This is a genomic window from Cupriavidus sp. 05N40, from assembly GCF_056397305.1.
The window spans coordinates 1-18,072 of the sequence record NZ_JBFTND010000051.1 but is presented as its reverse complement, the minus strand read 5'-3'; the positions used below and the strand labels follow the sequence as shown (position 1 = coordinate 18,072).

At 68.3% G+C, this 18,072-nt stretch carries 13 protein-coding genes; 6 read left to right on the top strand and 7 right to left on the bottom strand.

The genetic code is table 11. The annotated features are described in order from the left end of the window. Positions 1–57: 57 nt before the first annotated feature. From AC1DO7_RS14390 to dapC, 6 genes are all read right to left on the bottom strand, one after another. Positions 58–810, bottom strand: a complete 753-nt coding sequence (locus tag AC1DO7_RS14390; RefSeq protein WP_477116264.1) for a 50S ribosomal protein L3 N(5)-glutamine methyltransferase — start codon at positions 808–810, stop codon at positions 58–60. Positions 811–851: 41 nt separating this feature from the next. After that, positions 852–2,003: a succinyl-diaminopimelate desuccinylase gene (gene dapE, locus AC1DO7_RS14385; protein WP_441613458.1), complete on the bottom strand. Its 1,152-nt coding sequence runs from the start codon at positions 2,001–2,003 to the stop codon at positions 852–854. A 135-nt stretch (positions 2,004–2,138) separates the two neighbouring features. Next, on the bottom strand, positions 2,139–2,486 hold the full coding sequence (locus AC1DO7_RS14380) for an arsenate reductase (protein WP_441613459.1): 348 nt from the start codon (positions 2,484–2,486) through the stop codon (positions 2,139–2,141). Between the two features lie 38 nt (positions 2,487–2,524). After that, positions 2,525–2,899, bottom strand: coding sequence for a hypothetical protein (locus AC1DO7_RS14375; protein ID WP_477116263.1), 375 nt, complete (start codon positions 2,897–2,899; stop codon positions 2,525–2,527). Between the two features lie 83 nt (positions 2,900–2,982). Further along, on the bottom strand, positions 2,983–3,810 hold the full coding sequence (dapD, locus tag AC1DO7_RS14370; protein WP_441613461.1) for a 2,3,4,5-tetrahydropyridine-2,6-dicarboxylate N-succinyltransferase: 828 nt from the start codon (positions 3,808–3,810) through the stop codon (positions 2,983–2,985). A 62-nt stretch (positions 3,811–3,872) separates the two neighbouring features. After that, positions 3,873–5,090 (bottom strand): succinyldiaminopimelate transaminase, encoded by a 1,218-nt coding sequence (dapC, locus tag AC1DO7_RS14365; RefSeq protein ID WP_441613462.1) that lies wholly within the window; start codon positions 5,088–5,090, stop codon positions 3,873–3,875. A gap of 206 nt (positions 5,091–5,296) precedes the next feature. Between dapC and AC1DO7_RS14360 the strand changes: the two genes are divergently transcribed. Beyond that, on the top strand, positions 5,297–6,268 hold the full coding sequence (locus AC1DO7_RS14360) for a DMT family transporter (protein ID WP_441613463.1): 972 nt from the start codon (positions 5,297–5,299) through the stop codon (positions 6,266–6,268). Between the two features lie 30 nt (positions 6,269–6,298). Here AC1DO7_RS14360 and AC1DO7_RS14355 read toward each other — a convergent pair whose 3' ends face one another. Further along, positions 6,299–7,102, bottom strand: a complete 804-nt coding sequence (locus AC1DO7_RS14355; RefSeq protein ID WP_441613464.1) for a ferritin-like domain-containing protein — start codon at positions 7,100–7,102, stop codon at positions 6,299–6,301. Between the two features lie 541 nt (positions 7,103–7,643). On the opposite strand from AC1DO7_RS14355, the gene smc reads away from it, so the two are divergent. From smc to AC1DO7_RS14330, 5 genes are all read left to right on the top strand, one after another. Further along, positions 7,644–11,159 (top strand): chromosome segregation protein SMC, encoded by a 3,516-nt coding sequence (smc, locus tag AC1DO7_RS14350; RefSeq protein WP_441613465.1) that lies wholly within the window; start codon positions 7,644–7,646, stop codon positions 11,157–11,159. Next, positions 11,156–12,574, top strand: a complete 1,419-nt coding sequence (locus AC1DO7_RS14345) for a cell division protein ZipA C-terminal FtsZ-binding domain-containing protein (RefSeq protein ID WP_441613466.1) — start codon at positions 11,156–11,158, stop codon at positions 12,572–12,574. The genes smc and AC1DO7_RS14345 overlap by 4 nt, the downstream gene beginning before the upstream one ends. Positions 12,575–12,627: 53 nt before the next feature. Beyond that, positions 12,628–14,754, top strand: a complete 2,127-nt coding sequence (gene ligA / locus AC1DO7_RS14340; RefSeq protein ID WP_441613467.1) for an NAD-dependent DNA ligase LigA — start codon at positions 12,628–12,630, stop codon at positions 14,752–14,754. Continuing rightward, complete coding sequence (def, locus tag AC1DO7_RS14335; RefSeq protein WP_441613468.1) at positions 14,751–15,284, top strand: peptide deformylase; 534 nt, start codon at positions 14,751–14,753, stop codon at positions 15,282–15,284. The genes ligA and def overlap by 4 nt, the downstream gene beginning before the upstream one ends. A gap of 376 nt (positions 15,285–15,660) precedes the next feature. Then, positions 15,661–18,072, top strand: a 2,412-nt coding sequence (locus tag AC1DO7_RS14330; RefSeq protein WP_477116262.1) for a tannase/feruloyl esterase family alpha/beta hydrolase, incomplete at its 3' end; no start/stop codon positions are given.

Genomic DNA, 18,072 nt, shown 5'->3' with positions numbered 1-18,072 from the left:
CGGCCTCGATGACGGCAGGCGCGGCGGCAGGAAGGCTTCCCGCCGCTGCGCGCCGGCTTAACCCGGCAGTCCTTCGTAGGTCACCAGGAAGACCTGCTCCTCGCCCGCGCTGACCGGCAGCCAGATCAGTTCGAGGTTGGGGAAAGCCGCTTCCACATTGGCATGCTCATTGCCGATTTCCACCACCAGCACGCCACCCGGGTTCAGCCGCGCCTTGGCGCCGGCGATGATCCGGCGCACCACGTCCATGCCGTCGTCCCCACCCGCCAGCGCGATGCGCGGCTCGGCGTGGTACTCGGCCGGCAGCGCCTGCATGGAAGTCTCGTTGACGTAGGGCGGGTTGGTGAGGATGACGTCGTACCTGGCGCCTGCGGGCAGCGGGGCGTAGAGGTCGCCCTCGTACAGGCTCTCCAGCACCGGGCCGATATCGGCGATATCGCCCACCCACGGCTCGAGTCCTTCCTGGAGCAGCTCACCGATGAAGCTGCGCGGCACGATCACGCGGGAGTCCACGTAGAAGCGCAGGCCGTGCATGAAGGCTTCGTTGGTGATGTAGGCGGCGGGCACGCGTTCGGTGACGCGGCGCTCGATGACTTGCAGCACGGCCTCGACTTCCTCGGGCAGCAGGCGCGCGTCGAGAAAGGGATCGAGCGTGTCGAGCGGCAGGTTGAGCGTGTGCAGGACCAGGTAGGCGGCTTCGTCGTAGGCGTTGGCGCTGCCGTGGCCGAACGACAACCTGGCCTTGGTGAAGCGCGAGACGRCCAGGCGCAGCAGGTCGCGTACGGTTTGCAGGGGGGAGGGCGTAGCCATGGTGCGGTGGTCCAGGTATTCAGGTCAGTCAGGTCAGGCGATCAGGCGATCAGGCGATCGAGCACGCCGCGGTAGACGTTCTTGAGCGGCTCGATGAAGCGCACTTCGACGTGCTCGTCGATCTTGTGGATGCTGGCGTTGGGCGGGCCGAACTCGATGACCTGCGGGCAGATCCTGGCGATGAAGCGGCCGTCGGAGGTGCCGCCGGTGGTGGAGAGCTCGGTCTTGACGCCGGTCTCCGCCTCGATCGCGCCGCTGAGCGCTTCCGAGAGTTCGCCGCGCGCGGTCAGGAAGGGTTCGCCGCCCAGGGTCCAGGCCAGCTCGTAGTCGAGCTGGTGGCGCTCGAGGATGGCGTGCACGCGCGCCTTGAGGCCTTCGGGGGTGCTGGCGGTGGAGAAGCGGAAGTTGAAGTCGACGGTGATATGGCCCGGGATCACGTTGGTGGCACCGGTGCCGCCGTGGATGTTGGACATCTGCCAGGTGGTGGCGGGGAAGTATTCGTTGCCTTCGTCCCAGCGCTCGTTCACCAGCTCGGCCAGCGCGGGCGCGGCCAGGTGGATCGGGTTCTTCGCCAGGTGCGGGTAGGCGATATGGCCCTGCACGCCCTTGATGGTGAGCTTGCCCGAGAGCGAGCCGCGGCGGCCGTTCTTGACCATGTCGCCAAGGGTGTCGACCGAGGTGGGCTCGCCGATCACGCAGTAGTCCAGGCGCTCGCCGCGCGCCTTGAGCGCTTCCACCACCTTGATGGTGCCGTCGTGCGCGGGGCCTTCTTCATCGCTGGTGATGAGGAAGGCGATGGAGCCGGCGTGGGCGGGGTGCTGCTGCACGAACTCTTCGGTCGCCACGACGAAGCCGGCGATGGAGGTCTTCATGTCCGCGGCGCCGCGGCCGTAGAGCTTGCCGTCGCGGTGGCTGGGCTGGAACGGGTCGGAGCCCCATTGCTCGAGCGGGCCGGTGGGCACCACGTCGGTGTGGCCGGCGAAGGCCAGCAGCTTGCCGGCCTTGCCCTGCGTGCCGCGCTTGACGGCCCACAGGTTGGTGACGCGGAAGTCGTCCGGGCCGCTGACGATCCACTCGCATTCGAAGCCGATGGCCTTGAGGCGGGTTTCGAGCACGGCCTGGCAGCCTTCGTCGGCGGGCGTGACGGAGCGGCGGCGGATCAGGTCTTCGGTAAGGGCGAGGGTGGGGTTCATGATGGCGAGTCTGCGGCGTCGGGGCCGAGGTTCGGAATAGGGGTGTCGGGCGTGGAGTCTACGCCTTTGTCGATGCTGGCCGGCGTACCCCGGAGYTGACGGCGAACAATCGGCCGCCAGCCCTGCGATAGCCGCTTAAAACAGGCCGGCGTAGTTGTCTGCCGAGAACCCGACGGAAATCTTCCCGCCGTGATCGAGCACCGGCCGCTTGATCAGCGAAGGGCTTTGCTGCATCAGTGCGATGGCGCCGGCTTCGTTCTCGGCGCGCGCCTTGTCGGCATCCGACAGCGCGCGGTAGGTGGTGCCCTTGCGGTTGAGCAGCGTGGCCAGCGGCACGTGCCTGAGCCAGCCGCGCAGCAGCGTTTCGTCCACGCCTTGCTTCTTGAAGTCGTGGAAGTCGTAGGCCACGCCGTTGGCGTCCAGCCAGGTGCGGGCTTTCTTGACGGTGTCGCAGTTGGGGATGCCGTAGAGCAGGACGGTCATGATGTGCGGTGCGCCTTGGATGGCTTAGCGGAACAGCATTAACGGAACAACAGGTTCAGTGCGATGACGAGCCCGCCCAGGCCCAGCGCCACGCCGGCCATGGCCACGCTGGTCATCAGGCGCAGGCGGCGGTCCAGGCGCGCGGCTTCCTTGCGCAGGGCCTCGATGGTGATGGCGTGCTGCTCGGCCAGCATCTTGACGGCTTCGGCCTGCTGCACGGCGGCGGCTTCGAGCTCGGCGATGCGGGCGGCGACGGAGCCATCGCGCGCCTCGAGGGATTCGGGCCCGGCATGCTCGGGCGAACCATCCTTGYGCCGGCCTTTCTTGATCTTCTCGATGGTCTTGTTGGCCTGCTCGAGAATGGTTGGCAGAAGGGACAGCACGGTGCTGACGGTCGCGGGATCCAGGGCCATGAGTCGCTTGCGCAAGGGGTGCATCGGTCTGACGGCGGAGCCTGCGCGGGCAGGCGCCCGCGCAAGCTCCGCGCTAGGCGCGATCAGTCGCCGCGCAGCAGGTCGTTCAGGCTGGTCTTGGCGCGGGTCTGCGCGTCCACCTTCTTGACGATCACGGCGCAGTACAGGCTGTACTTGCCGTCCTTGGAGGGCAGGTTGCCCGCCACCACCACCGAGCCCGCCGGCACGCGGCCGTAGTGGATCTCGCCGGTTTCGCGGTCATAGATCTTGGTGGACTGGCCCAGATACACGCCCATCGAGATCACCGAGTTCTCTTCGACGATCACGCCTTCCACGACTTCCGAGCGGGCGCCGATGAAGCAGTTGTCTTCGATGATGACCGGGTTGGCCTGCAGCGGCTCGAGCACGCCGCCGATGCCGACGCCGCCGGACAGGTGGACGTTCTTGCCGATCTGCGCGCACGAACCGACGGTGGCCCAGGTGTCGACCATGGTGCCTTCGTCGACGTAGGCGCCGATGTTGACGTAGGAGGGCATCAGCACCGCGTTCTTCGCGATGAACGAGCCGCGGCGGGCCACGGCGGGCGGCACCACGCGGAAGCCACCCTTGGCGAAGTCGTCGGCGGTCCAGCCGGCGAACTTGGTCGGTACCTTGTCATAGAACTGGGCGAAGCCGCCGGCGCTCATCGGCGCGTTGTCTTCCAGGCGGAACGACAGCAGCACGGCCTTCTTGATCCACTGGTTGACGATCCAGTCGCGGCCTTGCTTCTCGGCCACGCGCAGGGCGCCGGTGTCGAGCTGGCCGATCACGGTGGCCACGGCTTCGCGGATGTCGTTGGGGGCCGACTTGGGCGAGAGGCTGGCGCGGTCTTCCCATGCCTGGTCGATCAGGGCTTGCAGTGCTTGCGTCATATGCGTGTTTTCAGTGGTTGATCGTTGTCTACAACAAAATTCGGGGCAGCCGCGTTCGGCGTTCAGCCGAGCGACTTGCAGAAGGCGACGATGCGGCGCGCGCCTTCCAGGCATTCCTCGGGCGTGGCGACCAGCGCCATGCGCACGCGGTTGGCGCCGGGGTTGATGCCGTCGGCCTCGCGCGCCAGGTAGCTGCCGGGCAGCACCGTGACGTTCTGCTCGGCCAGCAGGCGGGTGGCGAACGCGGTATCCGTCAGGCCGGTGCGCGAGACGTCGGCCCACAGGTAGAAGCCCGCGTCGGGCAGCGCCACGTCGAGCACCTCGGCCAGCATCGGGGTGACCTCGGCGAACTTGCGCACGTAGGCGGCACGGTTGTCGCGCACGTGGGCCTCGTCGTTCCAGGCCGCCACGCTGGCGGCCTGCACGGCGGGGTTCATGGCGCCGCCGTGATAGGTACGGTATAGCAGGAATTTCTTGAGCAGGGCGGCGTCGCCGGCGACGAAGCCCGAGCGCAGGCCCGGCACGTTGGAGCGCTTGGACAGGCTGGAGAACATCACCAGGCGCTCGAACGGGTGGGCGCCTTCGGCGCGGCCCAGCTTGCGCGCGGCTTCGAGCGCGCCCAGCGGCGGCTCGCCTTCCTTGAAATAGATTTCGGAATAGCACTCGTCGGAGGCGATCACGAAGCCATGGCGGTCAGACAGCGCGAACAGCTCGCGCCAGTCGTCCAGCGACAGCACGGCGCCGGTCGGGTTGCCCGGCGAGCACACGTAGACCAGCTGCACGCGGGCCCAGGTCTCGGCCGAGATGCGGTCGAACGCCGGGGCGAAATTGCGCGCCGGGTCGCTGTTGGCGAACACCGGCGTGGCGCCGGCCAGCAGCGCCGCGCCTTCGTAGATCTGGTAGAACGGGTTCGGGCACAGCACCAGCGCGCCGGGGCGGCTGGCGTCGACCACAGTCTGGGCGAAGGCGAACAGCGCTTCGCGCGAGCCGGTCACCGGCAGCACCTCGGTGGCGGGATTGACCGCCGGCAGGTTGTAGCGGCGCTGGAGCCACGCCGCTATGCACTGTCGTAGTGCATCGGAACCGGCCGTTGTGGGATAATTCGCCAGCCCCGCCAGCGAGTCCGTGAGCGCCTGCTTGATGAATTCGGGCGTGGGATGCTTGGGTTCGCCGATGCCGAAGCTGATCGCGGGCAATGCGGCGTTCGGCTTCACGTTGGCCACCAGCGCCCGCAGTTTCTCGAACGGATAGGGCTGGAGCAGGTCGAGTCGGGGGTTCACGGTCAGGTTCGGGCCGCCAGGGCCAAGGCTCAAAGCCGGACATTATAGAGGATTGCCGGGCTCTCCCGCGCTCTGTGCGGGGGTTCGGCGGGCTTCCCGGCAACTTGGCGCGGGGCCGGCGCCGCTGGCGGCCGCCCGTTCCCGCACCATCGATTTTCCTTTGTCGTCACAAATCAACCGCCACGCCGGCGGTTCCTTTCGTTTTTATGAGCAATCTGCCTACCTCATCCGCCTTGTCCGCCGCCCCGGCCGACGCGCACGGCTTCAAGTCCGCGCTGTCGATCCTGCTGGGTGCCTCGGTCTGGGGCATCGCCTGGTTTCCCTACCGCGTGCTGGCCGGCTGGGGCCTGGGCGGGATGACGGCGGCGGCGCTGGTGAGCGCGGCGGCGGCGGCAATCGCGCTGCTGTCCTTTGCCCGCCACCTGGGCGGGCTGCGCTGGTCCTGGCTGTTCGTGGCGATCGGGCTGGCCGCGGGGGTGACCAACGCCGGCTTCGTCTGGGGCAGCGTCAACGGCCATGTGATGCGGGTCCTGCTGCTGTTCTACCTGACGCCGGTGTGGACGGCGCTGTTCGCACGCCTGTTCCTGGGCGAGAAGCTGTCCGCCGCGGGGCTGATGCTGGTGGCGCTGGCGCTGGGGGGCGCGGGCCTGATGCTGTGGACGCCCGAAGTCGGCCTGCCGCTGCCGGCCAAGGCGGCGGAATGGTCCGGCCTGGTGGGCGGCATGGGTTTCGCGGTCAACAACGTCTTGTCGCGCCGGGCCGGGCAGCTCTACCCGGACATGGACGCGCGCCTGCGCACGATCATGGTCTACCTGGGGTGCACCGCGGTCGGGCTGCCGTGCGCGCTGTGGCTGGAGCCGGGTGGCATGGCGCTGGCGCCGGCGATCGGCTGGGGCGGCCTGGCCCTGGTGCTGGGCCTGGCCGCCACGCTGGTGCTGAGCAATTCGGTGGTGCAGTATGGGCTGCAGCGCCTGCCGGCCAACCGGGTCTCGCTGCTGATGCTGTTCGAGATCGTGATCGCGGCGGTGTCGTCGTGGTGGCTGGCCACCGAGACGCTGAGCTGGAAGGAAGCCGCCGGCGGCTTGTGCATCGTGGCGGCCGGGGCCTTGTCCGGACTGGTGCATCGTTCGCGGCGCAAGGGCGAGGACGCGGGCGAATGCGTCTTGCAGCCGCAATAGGCGCCGGGCCGCGTCAGCTTCGGCAAGCGCTCAGTACAGCATCGCCCGCGAAACCACCGCCACCAGCGGCTTGCGGATGGCGCGCTCGACGCCGGCGTGCAGGTCCAGCGGGCGCAGCAGCATCTTCACGGTCATGTCGACCGGCAGGTTGCGGCGGATCACCGCGCTGACCCGCGAATTGAGCCGGCGCACATCCTTCTGCGGGATATCCTCCGCGCCGCGCTCGATGCGCAGCACATTGCGCAGCGCGATCTCCGCATCCTCGTTCTTGATTTCCAGCAGGCGGCGCACCAGCGCGCCCAGCACGCGCAGCCGGCCCAGCCGTTCGAGATCGTTGAAGGTATTGAAATAGCGGTAGAAGTGCTTGTAGTGGCGCACTTCGTCGTTGGCGATGCGGCGCGTGAGGTTGCGCAGCACCGGTTCGTCGCTGGCCTGCTCGAGCGAGCGGTAAAGCGCGGCGGTACCGGTCTCCACCACGCAGCGCGCGGCCATCTCCAGCGCCTCGGAGGGTTCGAATTTGTCGACCGAGCAGGTATGGCGGTATTCGTCGAAGAAGCGGGCATAGCCGCGCTCCCAGTCGAATCCAGGCCACACATGCTCCACATAGCGCCGCAGCGCCAGGCCATGCTGGAGTTCCTCGGCTTCCCACTGCCCGGAAAGCCAGCCGGACGCCTCGGGGTTGGCGGCGTAATAGCTGGCGAGGTTGCCCGCGTAGGTGTCGGAGCCACTTTCGACGAAAGAGGCGGACACCAGCAGGTAGAAGAGTTCGCGGTCCGGACGCACGCGGGCCACATCGATGGCGGCGAAGTCGATTTCGCCGATGGACCAGGGCATGCGTTGCCTGTCATCACCGGCGCCGGGGCCGGTCAATCTTTCGTCTGAGGTCGCCAGAATCGAGGCGGTCATGCTGAACACTCCCAGAAGTRTCGCGGAGCGCGGACTCCGCGTTGGGCCGGAGACGCCGTTTTGCGTCACCTGCCCGCTCGACAGGATTTGGTTGCAATGGGCATCAGGGATCACGCTGACTATGGAGAGACTAGCACTAACCCTTAGAAGTTTCCCGCCGCTCCCCTGTCACTTGCCCGCCACCTGTTGCCGCCGCGCACGGAGGGCAGGCGCCGGGCGGCGCGATGCCTGGTCCGAGTGTAGGGCGCGGACCGCACAAAGTGAATCGGACGGGGCTTAACGGGGCAGTGGAAAATGGCCGCCCATGCGGCCCGGAAAGCGCCCGGGCGTGGAAGGCGCGATGGTATGATTAGCGCCAACTATCGGGCACAAGAGCCCGGCGCGAGGCCCAGACGGCACGCGCCGACTGCCTCTGCGCTGTCCCGCCTTTCCTGAACGCTGCAATACCCTAGATACCCCACGACCAACCGTGCGACTGTCCTCGATCAAGCTGGCGGGCTTCAAGTCCTTCGTCGATCCCACCAATTTTCAAGTGCCCGGCCAGCTGGTCGGCATCGTCGGTCCCAACGGCTGCGGCAAATCGAACATCATCGATGCGGTGCGCTGGGTGCTGGGCGAGTCACGCGCATCCGAACTGCGCGGCGAGTCCATGCAGGACGTCATCTTCAATGGCTCGACCGCCCGCAAGCAGGCCGGCCGCGCCAGCGTCGAGCTGGTGTTCGACAACCCCGAAGGGCGTGCCGCCGGGCAATGGAGCCAGTACGCCGAGATCGCCGTCAAGCGGGTGCTGACCCGCGACGGCACCTCTTCGTACTACATCAACAACCAGGCGGTGCGCCGGCGCGACATCCAGGACATCTTCCTGGGTACCGGCCTCGGCCCGCGCGCCTACGCCATCATCGGCCAGGGCATGATCTCCCGCATCATCGAGGCCAAGCCCGATGACATGCGGATCTTCCTGGAAGAAGCGGCCGGCGTTTCCAAGTACAAGGAGCGCCGCCGCGAGACCGAAAGCCGCCTGTCCGACACGCGCGAGAACCTGACCCGCGTCGAAGACATCCTGCGCGAGCTCGGCGCCAACCTGGAGAAGCTCGAAGGCCAGGCCGAAGTGGCCCAGCGCTTCAAGACCCTGCAGGCCGACGGCGAGGAAAAGCAGCACCTGCTGTGGCTGCTGCGCAAGAACGAGGCGCAAGCCGAGCAGGAGCGCCACCAGCGCGCCATCGAGCAGGCCCAGATCGACCTGGAAGCGCAGACCGCGCAGCTGCGCCACGTCGAGGCGGAGCTCGAAACCATGCGCGCTGCGCATTACGCGGCCTCGGACAACATGCACAGCGCGCAGGGCGCGCTGTATGAAGCCAACGGCGAAGTCAGCAAGCTCGAAGCCGAGATCCGCTATGTGGTGGAGTCGCGCAACCGCGTGCAGGCGCAGATCGCCGCGCTGAGCGCGCAGCGCGAGCAGTGGCAGGGCAAATCCGAGCAGGCCACCGACGGCCTGGCCCAGGCCGAGGAAGAGCTGGCCGTGGCCGAAGGCCGCACGGTCGAAGCCCAGGAAGCGGTGGCCCACAAGACCGACGAACTGCCCACGCTGGAAGCCCAGTGGCGCGATGCCCAGACGCTCTCCAACGAGCAGCGCGCCAGCATCATGCAGGCCGAGCAGGCCCTCAAGCTCGAAGCCGCGCAGCAGCGCAGCGCCGACCAGATGCTGCAGCAGCTCGAGCAGCGCCGCGAGCGCCTGTCCGGCGAGGAAAAGGGTCTCGACCGCCCCGACGAAGTGCGCCTGGAAGAACTGCGCGCCGAGCTGGCCGAGCAGGAGGCCGTGCAGGAAGAAACGCAGGCGATCCTGGCCGATGCCGAGGAAAGCGTGCCGCGCCTGGACGGCGAGCGCCGCGCCGCGCAGGCGCGCGTGCAGAGCGAGGCTGCCGCGATCTCCTCGCTGGAAGCGCGCCTGTCCGCGCTCAGGCAGCTCCAGGAGAGCGTGCAGACCGAAGGCAAGGTGCAGCCCTGGCTGGCCAAGCATGGCCTGGCCGAACTGCCGCGCCTGTGGAAGAAGCTCCATATCGAGCCGGGCTGGGAAAACGCGCTGGAATCCGTGCTGCGCGAAAAGCTCGCCGCGCTGGAAGTCTCCAACCTGGACTGGATCAAGTCCTTCCTGTCCGACGCRCCGCCCGCCAAGCTGGCCTTCTATTCGCCGCCGCCGGCCGCGCGCCCGCAGGAAACCCCGGCCGGCCTGCGCCCGCTGATGGCGCTGGTGCAGATCACCGAGCCCGGCATCCGCGCCGTGATGCAGGACTGGCTGGCCGATATCTACACCGCCACCGACATGGCCCAGGCCATGGCCGCACGCGGCACGCTGCCCGAGGGCGCCAGCTTCGTGGTGGCCGAGGGTCACCTGGTCGGCCGCAGTTCGGTGCAGCTGTACGCCGCCGATTCCGAGCAGGCCGGCATGCTGGCCCGCGAGCAGGAGATCGAGAACCTGCAGAAGCAGGCTCGCGCGCAGATGCTGCTGGCGGACGAGGCCAAGTCCCAGGCCGTGCGCGCCGAGGCGGCCTACACCCACGCCAGCGCCGTGCTGATCGATGCGCGCAGCCGCAGCGAGCAGGCCACCCGCCGCGTGCACGCGCTGCAGATGGACGTGCTCAAGCTGTCGCAGGCGATGGAGCGCTACGCCGCGCGCAGCGGACAGATCCGCGAGGAACTCGACGAGATCCGCGCGCAGATCGAGGAGCAACGCGCCATCCGCGCCGAATCCGAGGCCAGCTTCGAGCAGCACGACGCCGCGCTGGCCGAGATGCAGGCCACCCACGAAGACCACCAGATGGCCTTCGAAGCGCTGGACAGCAAGCTGTCGTCGGCCCGCCACCAGTTGCGCGATTTCGAGCGCGCCGCGCAGGAAGCGCTGTTCGCCGAGCGCAACCTGGCCAACCGCATCGAGGAGCTGCGCCGCAATATCCAGACCGCGGGGGACCAGTCCGAACGGCTCGAACAGTCGCTGGAAGACGCGCGCGCCGAGCTGGAGACCATCAACGAGCAGACCGCCCACACCGGCCTGCAGGAAGCGCTGGAGCGCCGCGCCGAGAAGGAAGAAAAGCTCCAGCTCGCCCGCACCGAGCTCGATGCGCTGTCGGCGCAACTGCGCCAGTACGACGACCAGCGCCTGGCCGCCGAGCGCAGCCTGCAGCCGCTGCGCGACCGCATCACCGAGTACCAGCTCAAGGAACAGGCCGCGCGCCTGAACCAGGAGCAGTTCAGCGAGCAACTGACCACGGCCGAGGTCGATGAAGCCGCGCTGGCCGAAAAGCTCTCGCCGGACCTCAAGCCTTCCTACCTGCAGGGCGAAGTCACGCGCCTGAACAACGCGATCAACGCGCTGGGCCCGGTCAACATGGCCGCGCTCGACGAACTGGCCGCGGCGCGCGAGCGCAAGACCTTCCTCGATGCGCAGTCGGCCGACCTGCTCGACGCCATCACCACGCTGGAAGATGCGATCCACAAGATCGACCAGGAAACCCGCGCGATGCTGCAGGGCACCTTCGACCAGGTCAACCACCACTTCGGCGAGCTGTTCCCGTCGCTGTTCGGTGGCGGCCAGGCCAAGCTCATCATGACCGGCGACGAAATCCTCGACGCCGGCGTGCAGGTGATGGCACAGCCCCCGGGCAAGAAGAACTCCACCATCCACCTGCTGTCGGGCGGCGAGAAGGCGCTCACGGCGATTGCGCTGGTGTTCGCCATGTTCCAGCTCAACCCGGCGCCGTTCTGCCTGCTCGACGAGGTGGACGCGCCGCTGGACGACGCCAATACCGAGCGCTACGCCAATATGGTGGCGCGCATGTCCGACAAGACCCAGTTTGTCTTCATTTCCCACAACAAGATCGCAATGGAAATGGCACATCAGTTGATTGGCGTGACGATGCAGGAGCAGGGCGTGTCGCGTATCGTCGCGGTGGACATGGACGCAGCGATCTCGATGGCGGAGGCAGCATGACGCTACAGACTGCCCTCATCGTCGCAGGCGTGGTCCTGCTGCTGCTGGTCGTGGCCTATAACCAGTGGCAGATCCGCAAGGCACGCCGCCCGCGCGCGCTGCAGCCCGAAGACGACCTGCCGCCGATGCGCGAGCCGGTGGTCAATCCGGTGGTGACGCCGGAAGTCCACGCCAAGCTGCACGAGGCCCCGGCAGACCGCCAGCCCGAGCGGCGCGAACCCACGCTGGGGACGTCGCCGCCGGATGCCGCCGCCGTGGCGGCGAGCATGGCCGCCGCGTCCGCGGCGACGGCGGACGCCGACGAGATCGTTGCCGACGAACTGGCCATCGCTGCCGCGCCGGCGTCCGCGCATGCGCAGCGCGAGCCTGGCGATGTGGCAGCCCAGGCCACTTCCGCTGCGACCTCGCAAGCGGCCCCCCATGCAGCATCGCAGGCCGGGGCGGCGGACGAGCATGCGCACGCCGCGCACGCCGAGGCGGAGGACGATACCGTGCCCGCCGCCGAGGCGCCTGCCGCACCGCGCGAGCAAGCAAAACCCGCTGCGCGCGAGCCCGAGCCGCTGGTGGCCGACGGCCAGCCCGCGCCGGCCGTCATCGATCCGCTGATCGACTGCATCGTGCCGCTGCACCTGGAGCGCAAGCAGTCCGGCGACCGCATCCTGCCGCTGACCGGCCGCCTGCGCCGCGCCGGCACCAAGCAGGTGCACCTGGAAGGGCTGCGCGCCGAGTCCAATGCCTGGGAAGCGGTCACCGCCGGCCACCAGTACGAAGACCTGCAGGTGGCGGTGCAGCTGGCCAATCGCGGCGGCGCGCTCAACGCGCTCGAATTCTCCGAGTTCGTCAACGCGGTGGAAGCGCTGGCCGAGTCGCTCGACGCCTCGGCCGGGCTGCCCGACATGAGCGAGACCGTGGCCAATGGCCGCGAACTGGACGCCTTTGCCGCCAGCTGCGACGTGCAGCTCGGCGTCAACGTGATCTCCGACGGCGCGCCGTGGTCGGCTGCCTACGTGCAGACCGTGGCCACGCAGGACGGCCTGGTGCTGTCGCGCGACGGTACCCGCTTCACGCGCTACCAGCCGGGCCCGGACGGCATGCAGCGCGCCCTGTTCACGCTGCAGTTCGGCGACACCAACTTCCTGCGCGACGATCTCACCGCCAAGGCCGGCCGCCAGATCACGTTGCTGCTCGACGTACCGTCAGCGGCACAGGCGACCAAGCCGTTCAAGACCGTCTGCGAGTATGGCTACAGCCTGGCGCAGCGCATGGGCGCACAATTGGTGGACGACAATATGCATCCGCTGAGCGAGGCATCCTTCGTCGCCATCTTCGGCCACCTGCAAGCGCTCTACGACAAGCTCGAGGCACGCGGCATGCCTGCCGGCTCGCCGGTGGCGCTGCGCTTGTTCAGCCTGTGATTTTCTGCCTGTGATTTTCAGCCCCTGACCGGCAACGGATCCGGAAATACAATATGAGTCCCAAACGAGACGGTGCGGCGGCGCAAGCCCCCGCGCCTGCCGGCGATTCTCCAGCCGCGCGCGCCGACTGGCTGCGCGCCGAGCTCGAGCGCCATAACTACCAGTATTACGTGCTCGACGCGCCGTCGATTCCCGATGCGGACTACGACGCGCTGTTCCGCGAGCTGCAGGACATCGAGACGGCCCATCCCGACCTGCTGACGCCGGAGTCGCCCACGCAACGCGTGGGCGGCCAGCCGCTGTCGGCTTTCGACACGGTGCGCCACGCCATCCCGATGCTGTCGCTCAACAATGCGTTCGAGGACGACGACGTGCTCGGTTTCGACCGTCGCTGCGCGCAGGGCCTGGGGCGCCCCGCGCAGGCCGAAGGCGCCGTGGACCTGTTCAGCGCCGTCGAAGCGGTGGAATACGCCGCCGAGCTGAAGTTCGATGGCCTGGCCATGTCGCTGCGCTACGAGGGTGGCCGCCTGGTACAGGCCGCCACGCGCGGCGACGGCGAGACCGGCGAGGACGTGACCGCCAACGTGCGCACCATCAAGGCCATTCCGCTGCGCTTGCGCGGCGATGCGGCATCGCTGCCGGCCGTGCTGGAAGTGCGCGGCGAGGTGTTCATGTACCGCCGCGATTTCGACAAGCTCAACGCCCGGCAGGCCGAGGCCGAGGAAAAGACCTTCGTCAATCCGCGCAATGCCGCGGCCGGCAGCCTGCGCCAGCTCGATCCGCGCATCACTGCCAGGCGCCCCTTGTCGTTCTTCGCCTACGGGCTGGGCGAGCTGCAGGGTGGGCCACGCCCCGAGACGCACAGTGCCATGCTGGACTGGTTCGCCGCGCTCGGCATGCCGGTCTGCGCCGAGCGCGCCGTGGTGCGCGGCGCGCAGGGGCTGCTGGATTTCTATCGCGGCGTGGGCGAACGCCGTGCGTCGCTGCCGTATGACATCGACGGCGTGGTGTACAAGGTCAATGTGCTGGCCGAGCAGGAACGGCTGGGCTTTGTCTCGCGCGCGCCGCGCTTCGCGCTGGCGCACAAGTTCCCGGCGCAGGAAATGACCACGGTGGTCGAGGACATCGAAGTGCAGGTCGGCCGTACCGGTGCCATCACGCCGGTGGCGCGGCTGGCGCCGGTGTTCGTCGGCGGCGTCACCGTGACCAATGCCACGCTGCACAACGAGGACGAGATCCGCCGCAAGGATGTGCATATCGGCGATACCGTGATCGTGCGGCGCGCCGGCGACGTGATTCCCGAAGTGGTGGCGGTGGTGGCGGAACGCCGGCCCGCCGATGCGCGTGCCTTTGTCATGCCCACGGCCTGCCCGGTGTGCGGTTCGCATATCGAGAAGCTCGAAGGCGAGGTGATCGCGCGCTGCACGGGCGGACTGATCTGCGCCGCCCAGCGCAAGCAGGCGCTGCTGCATTTCGCGCAGCGCCGCGCCATGGATATCGAAGGCCTCGGCGACAAGGTGGTCGAGCAACTGGTGGACCACGGCATCGTGCATACGCCGGCCGACCTGTACAAGCTCGGCGTGGCCAAGCTGGCCGCGCTGGAGCGCATGGCCGACAAGTCGGCCACCAACCTGGTGGCGGCCATCGAGACTTCGCGCCAGACCACGCTCAACCGCTTCGTGTTCGCGCTCGGCATCCGCCACGTGGGCGAAGCCACGGCCAAGGACCTGGCCAAGCACTTCGGCAAGCTCGACAACCTGATGGCAGCCGACGAAGCGGCCTTGCTGGAGGTCAACGACGTGGGGCCGGTGGTCGCGCAATCCATCGCCGGCTTCCTTGCCGAGCCGCACAACGTGGAAGTCATCGAGCAGCTGCGCGCGGCCGGCGTGCACTGGACGGAGAGCGAGCCGGCCGCCCGCGCCGCGCCGGCGCCGCTGGCCGGCAAGACCTTCGTGCTGACCGGCACGCTGCCCACGCTGTCGCGCGAGGACGCCAAGGAAAGGCTGGAAGCGGCCGGCGCCAAGGTGGCCGGCTCGGTGTCGAAGAAGACAGACTATGTGGTGGCCGGCGCGGAAGCCGGCAGCAAACTTGAAAAAGCCGAGGCGCTCGGCGTGCCCGTGCTGGACGAGGCCGCCATGCTGGCCTTGCTGGCCGAGGCCGGAACCGGAGAACAACCATGATCCGCGACATTCTCAAGATGGGCGACCCGCGGCTGCTGCAGGTGGCACGCCCCGTCACGCGTTTCAACACACCCGAACTGCGTACGCTGATCGACGACATGTTCGACACCATGGACCATGCCAACGGCGCCGGCCTGGCCGCGCCGCAGATCGGCGTGGACCTGCAGGTCGTGATCTTCGGCTTCGACCGCAATCCGCGCTACCCGGATGCGCCGACCGTGCCCAAGACCGTGCTGATCAACCCGGTGCTGACGCCGCTTGGCGATGAGCAGGAAGATGGCTGGGAAGGCTGCCTGTCCGTGCCGGGACTGCGCGGCGTGGTGCCGCGCTATACGCGGCTGAAATACACCGGTTTCGACATCATGGGGGCACCCATCGAGCGCGTTGCCGAGGATTTCCATGCGCGCGTGGTGCAGCATGAGTGCGATCACTTGCAGGGGGTCTTGTACCCGATGCGGGTGAAGGACTTTACGCGGTTTGGATTTACGGAGGTGTTGTTTCCGGATTTGCCACCCAATAGCGATGATTGAGGTTGTCCGGGAAGGCAGGATGGCTTCCCGGGCGCTTGAGGATCGAAGGCCGGACGTCTTGAGCGCAGCCGCCCCGGTGGTTCTGCTGGCATTGCTGCCTGGGCGGCATCGTGGCGGCCGCCTCGGTCGAGGGTTGCCAGGCGCTCCGTAGCGAGTTCATCCATCATGGGCTGCTCATCGAGCCAGCCTCCAGCCCCACACCCACACAGGCCCGGCCTTTCAGCCACAAGGCCAAAGCCAGCCCGTCCCATGCCAAATCCATATTTAACAGATATGGAAACGGCAATATCCATATATTTTACCTGCGGCAACGCCGGTGCTACCGTCTCGCTCCACATCCCGGGCCATTCCAACCGGGAGCCTTGGAGGAGACCAGATGAAGACCGTTCGTGGTGGCCGCGCACTGGCGTGGCCGGTGTTGATCGTCGCCATGTCGGCCAGCTTGCTGCTGGCCGGCTGCGGCGGGGACGATCCCGCAAGCTCGCTGTCGACGGTGCCGGGCAGCACGGCCGGCGGCGACGCGCCCGGCACGCCGATGGTTCCCGGCGCGCCGTCCCTGTCGCCGCTGGATGCCTGCACGGCGCTGGCCAGTGCCAGCCTGCCCGCATCGGCCCTGGCGCTGGCCAGCGGCGGCGCGCAGGTGGCCAGCGCCGTGCTGATAGCCGCCGACGCGGCCGGCAATACGCTGGGCGAGTACTGCGCGGTACGCGGGCAGATCCTGCCCGTGGACGCGAGCGCGCCCAGGATCAATTTCGCCCTCAACCTGCCGACGGCCTGGAACGGCAAGGCCATCCAGTTCGGCGGCGGGGGCTTCGACGGCAAGCTGATCGACGGCACGGAGACGGTGCGCTTCGCGCTGCCGGACGACCCGGCGCCCGTGGCGCGCGGCTACGCCACCTGGGGCGACGATTCCGGCCACCAGAGCGGCAGCATCACCGACGGTGCCTTCGCCGCCAATGACGAGGCGCTGGCCAACTACGGCGGCGACACGCTCAAGAAGACCCACGACGCCGCGCTGGCCCTGCTCAGGCAGCGCTACGGCCGTGCGCCGGATCGTGCCTACTTCCTCGGCACTTCCACCGGCGGGCGCGACGCGCTCAGCTACATCCAGCGCTGGCCGGCGGATTACGATGGGGTGATCGCCAACGAGCCTGCGCTCAACTACACCGGCACGCGCCTGTCGAACGTGGCGGTGGGCCGTGCGCTCTACCGCAACGGCGGCGCGGGCTGGCTCAATATCAACAAGACGTTGCTGGTGCAGGGCGCGGCCATGGCCGTCTGCGACAAGCTCGACGGCGCGGCCGACCAGGTGGTCAGCAATGTGGAGGGCTGCCGCGTGGGATCGCTGCAGGTGCTGGCCAGCCTGCGTTGCCCGGGCGGCACCGATACCGGCGACACCTGCCTGTCCGACGCACAGATCGACACCGTCAAGACCATCGAAAACCCGCTGCAACTGAGCTACCCGATCGCCAACGGCGTGACCGTGGCGGGCGGCTACAACCTGCTCGAAGGTGCGCTGGTGGCGGGGCCGTTCACCACGCRTGACCTGGGTACGCGGCCGGTGCCGGGGAATCCGGCCACCACGGCGGACGCCAACGTCTACCTGACCGGCGACCAGTGGGTGAAGTACTTCGTCACGCGCGTGCCCGGCTTCGACACGCTGACCTTCGATCCCGCCAGCCCGGGCGCCCATGTCGCGCGCGTGCAGCAGGTCTCGGCGCTGACCGACGCCACCAATCCGGACCTGTCCGGCTTCCTCGGCCACGGCGGCCGGCTGATCCTGCTGCACGGCCTGGCYGACGAGGTGATCAGCCCGAACTCCACCATCGCCTGGTTCCAGGCAGTGACGGGGCGCATGGGGCAGGCCGCGGTGGACCAGGGCATCCGCTTCTACACCGTGCCCGGCATGGGCCATGGCACCGGCAGTTTCCTGCCGGCGTGGAACTCGCTGACCGCGCTGGAGAACTGGGTCGAGCAGGGCGTGGCGCCGGGCACCCGCACGGTGATGGATACCAATGCCCAGACCTATGGCCGCGCGCGGCCGCTGTGCCAGTACCCGTCGTGGCCGAAGTACAAGGGATCGGGCAGCATGGACGCCGCCATCAACTACAGCTGCGCGGGCGCCAGCGGGCCGCCGCAGGCTTGCCTGAACCTGCCGTCCGCGGTGACGAACTACAAGGGCGGCAATATGCTTGGCGAGGAGCTGACGGTGCGGCTGGATCCGGCCACGCTGGACTACACCGTGACCGTCGACGCCAGCCTGCAGCGTGCCGCCGGCACCGCGCGCAGCGGCAAGCTGGTGGCGCAGGGCGGCTGCACTTTCGCCAGTGGCGAGAACGGGGCCTTGTTCACGCTCACCGGCGGCGGTGTCATGCTGGGCGGCGTGGCCAACGCGGCAGGCGCCGGCTTCGCGCCGCTGCTGGCCTTCCAGAGCGTCAGCAGCGACTACAAGGCGGTGGCCGACATCTACAACGTCAACGGCATCCAGTATGCCGTGGCGGGCGGCGCGGCCAGCATGGTGAACGGCTCGGCCCGGCTGCGGTCCTCGGCGGCGACCTGGCAGACCTGCGCGGATCCGGTCACCGGCGGCTTCATCACCTACGACGCGGCCTGCACCGCGACTACCAAGGGCTATATCAGCTGGAACAGCGCGCGCAATGCCTTCGACTATTTCGTGGGTGGATCGCCCACGGCGGGCGGCGGCACGCTGAGCGGCTCGCTGGTGAGCGGCATGGTCAACGGCAAGCCGGTGCCGCTGGTGCTGACGCGATCGGCCACAAGCTACGGC

Bases quoted from the DNA above. Each gene is read 5' to 3' on its own strand.
- AC1DO7_RS14345 (WP_441613466.1), top strand. From the start codon at position 11,156: ATGACGCTACAGACTGCCCTCATCGTCGCAGGCGTGGTCCTGCTGCTG.
- AC1DO7_RS14355 (WP_441613464.1), bottom strand. From the start codon at position 7,102: ATGCCCTGGTCCATCGGCGAAATCGACTTCGCCGCCATCGATGTGGCC.
- ligA (WP_441613467.1), top strand. From the start codon at position 12,628: ATGAGTCCCAAACGAGACGGTGCGGCGGCGCAAGCCCCCGCGCCTGCC.
- AC1DO7_RS14360 (WP_441613463.1), top strand. From the start codon at position 5,297: ATGAGCAATCTGCCTACCTCATCCGCCTTGTCCGCCGCCCCGGCCGAC.
- def (WP_441613468.1), top strand. From the start codon at position 14,751: ATGATCCGCGACATTCTCAAGATGGGCGACCCGCGGCTGCTGCAGGTG.
- dapE (WP_441613458.1), bottom strand. From the start codon at position 2,003: ATGAACCCCACCCTCGCCCTTACCGAAGACCTGATCCGCCGCCGCTCC.
- AC1DO7_RS14380 (WP_441613459.1), bottom strand. From the start codon at position 2,486: ATGACCGTCCTGCTCTACGGCATCCCCAACTGCGACACCGTCAAGAAA.
- dapD (WP_441613461.1), bottom strand. From the start codon at position 3,810: ATGACGCAAGCACTGCAAGCCCTGATCGACCAGGCATGGGAAGACCGC.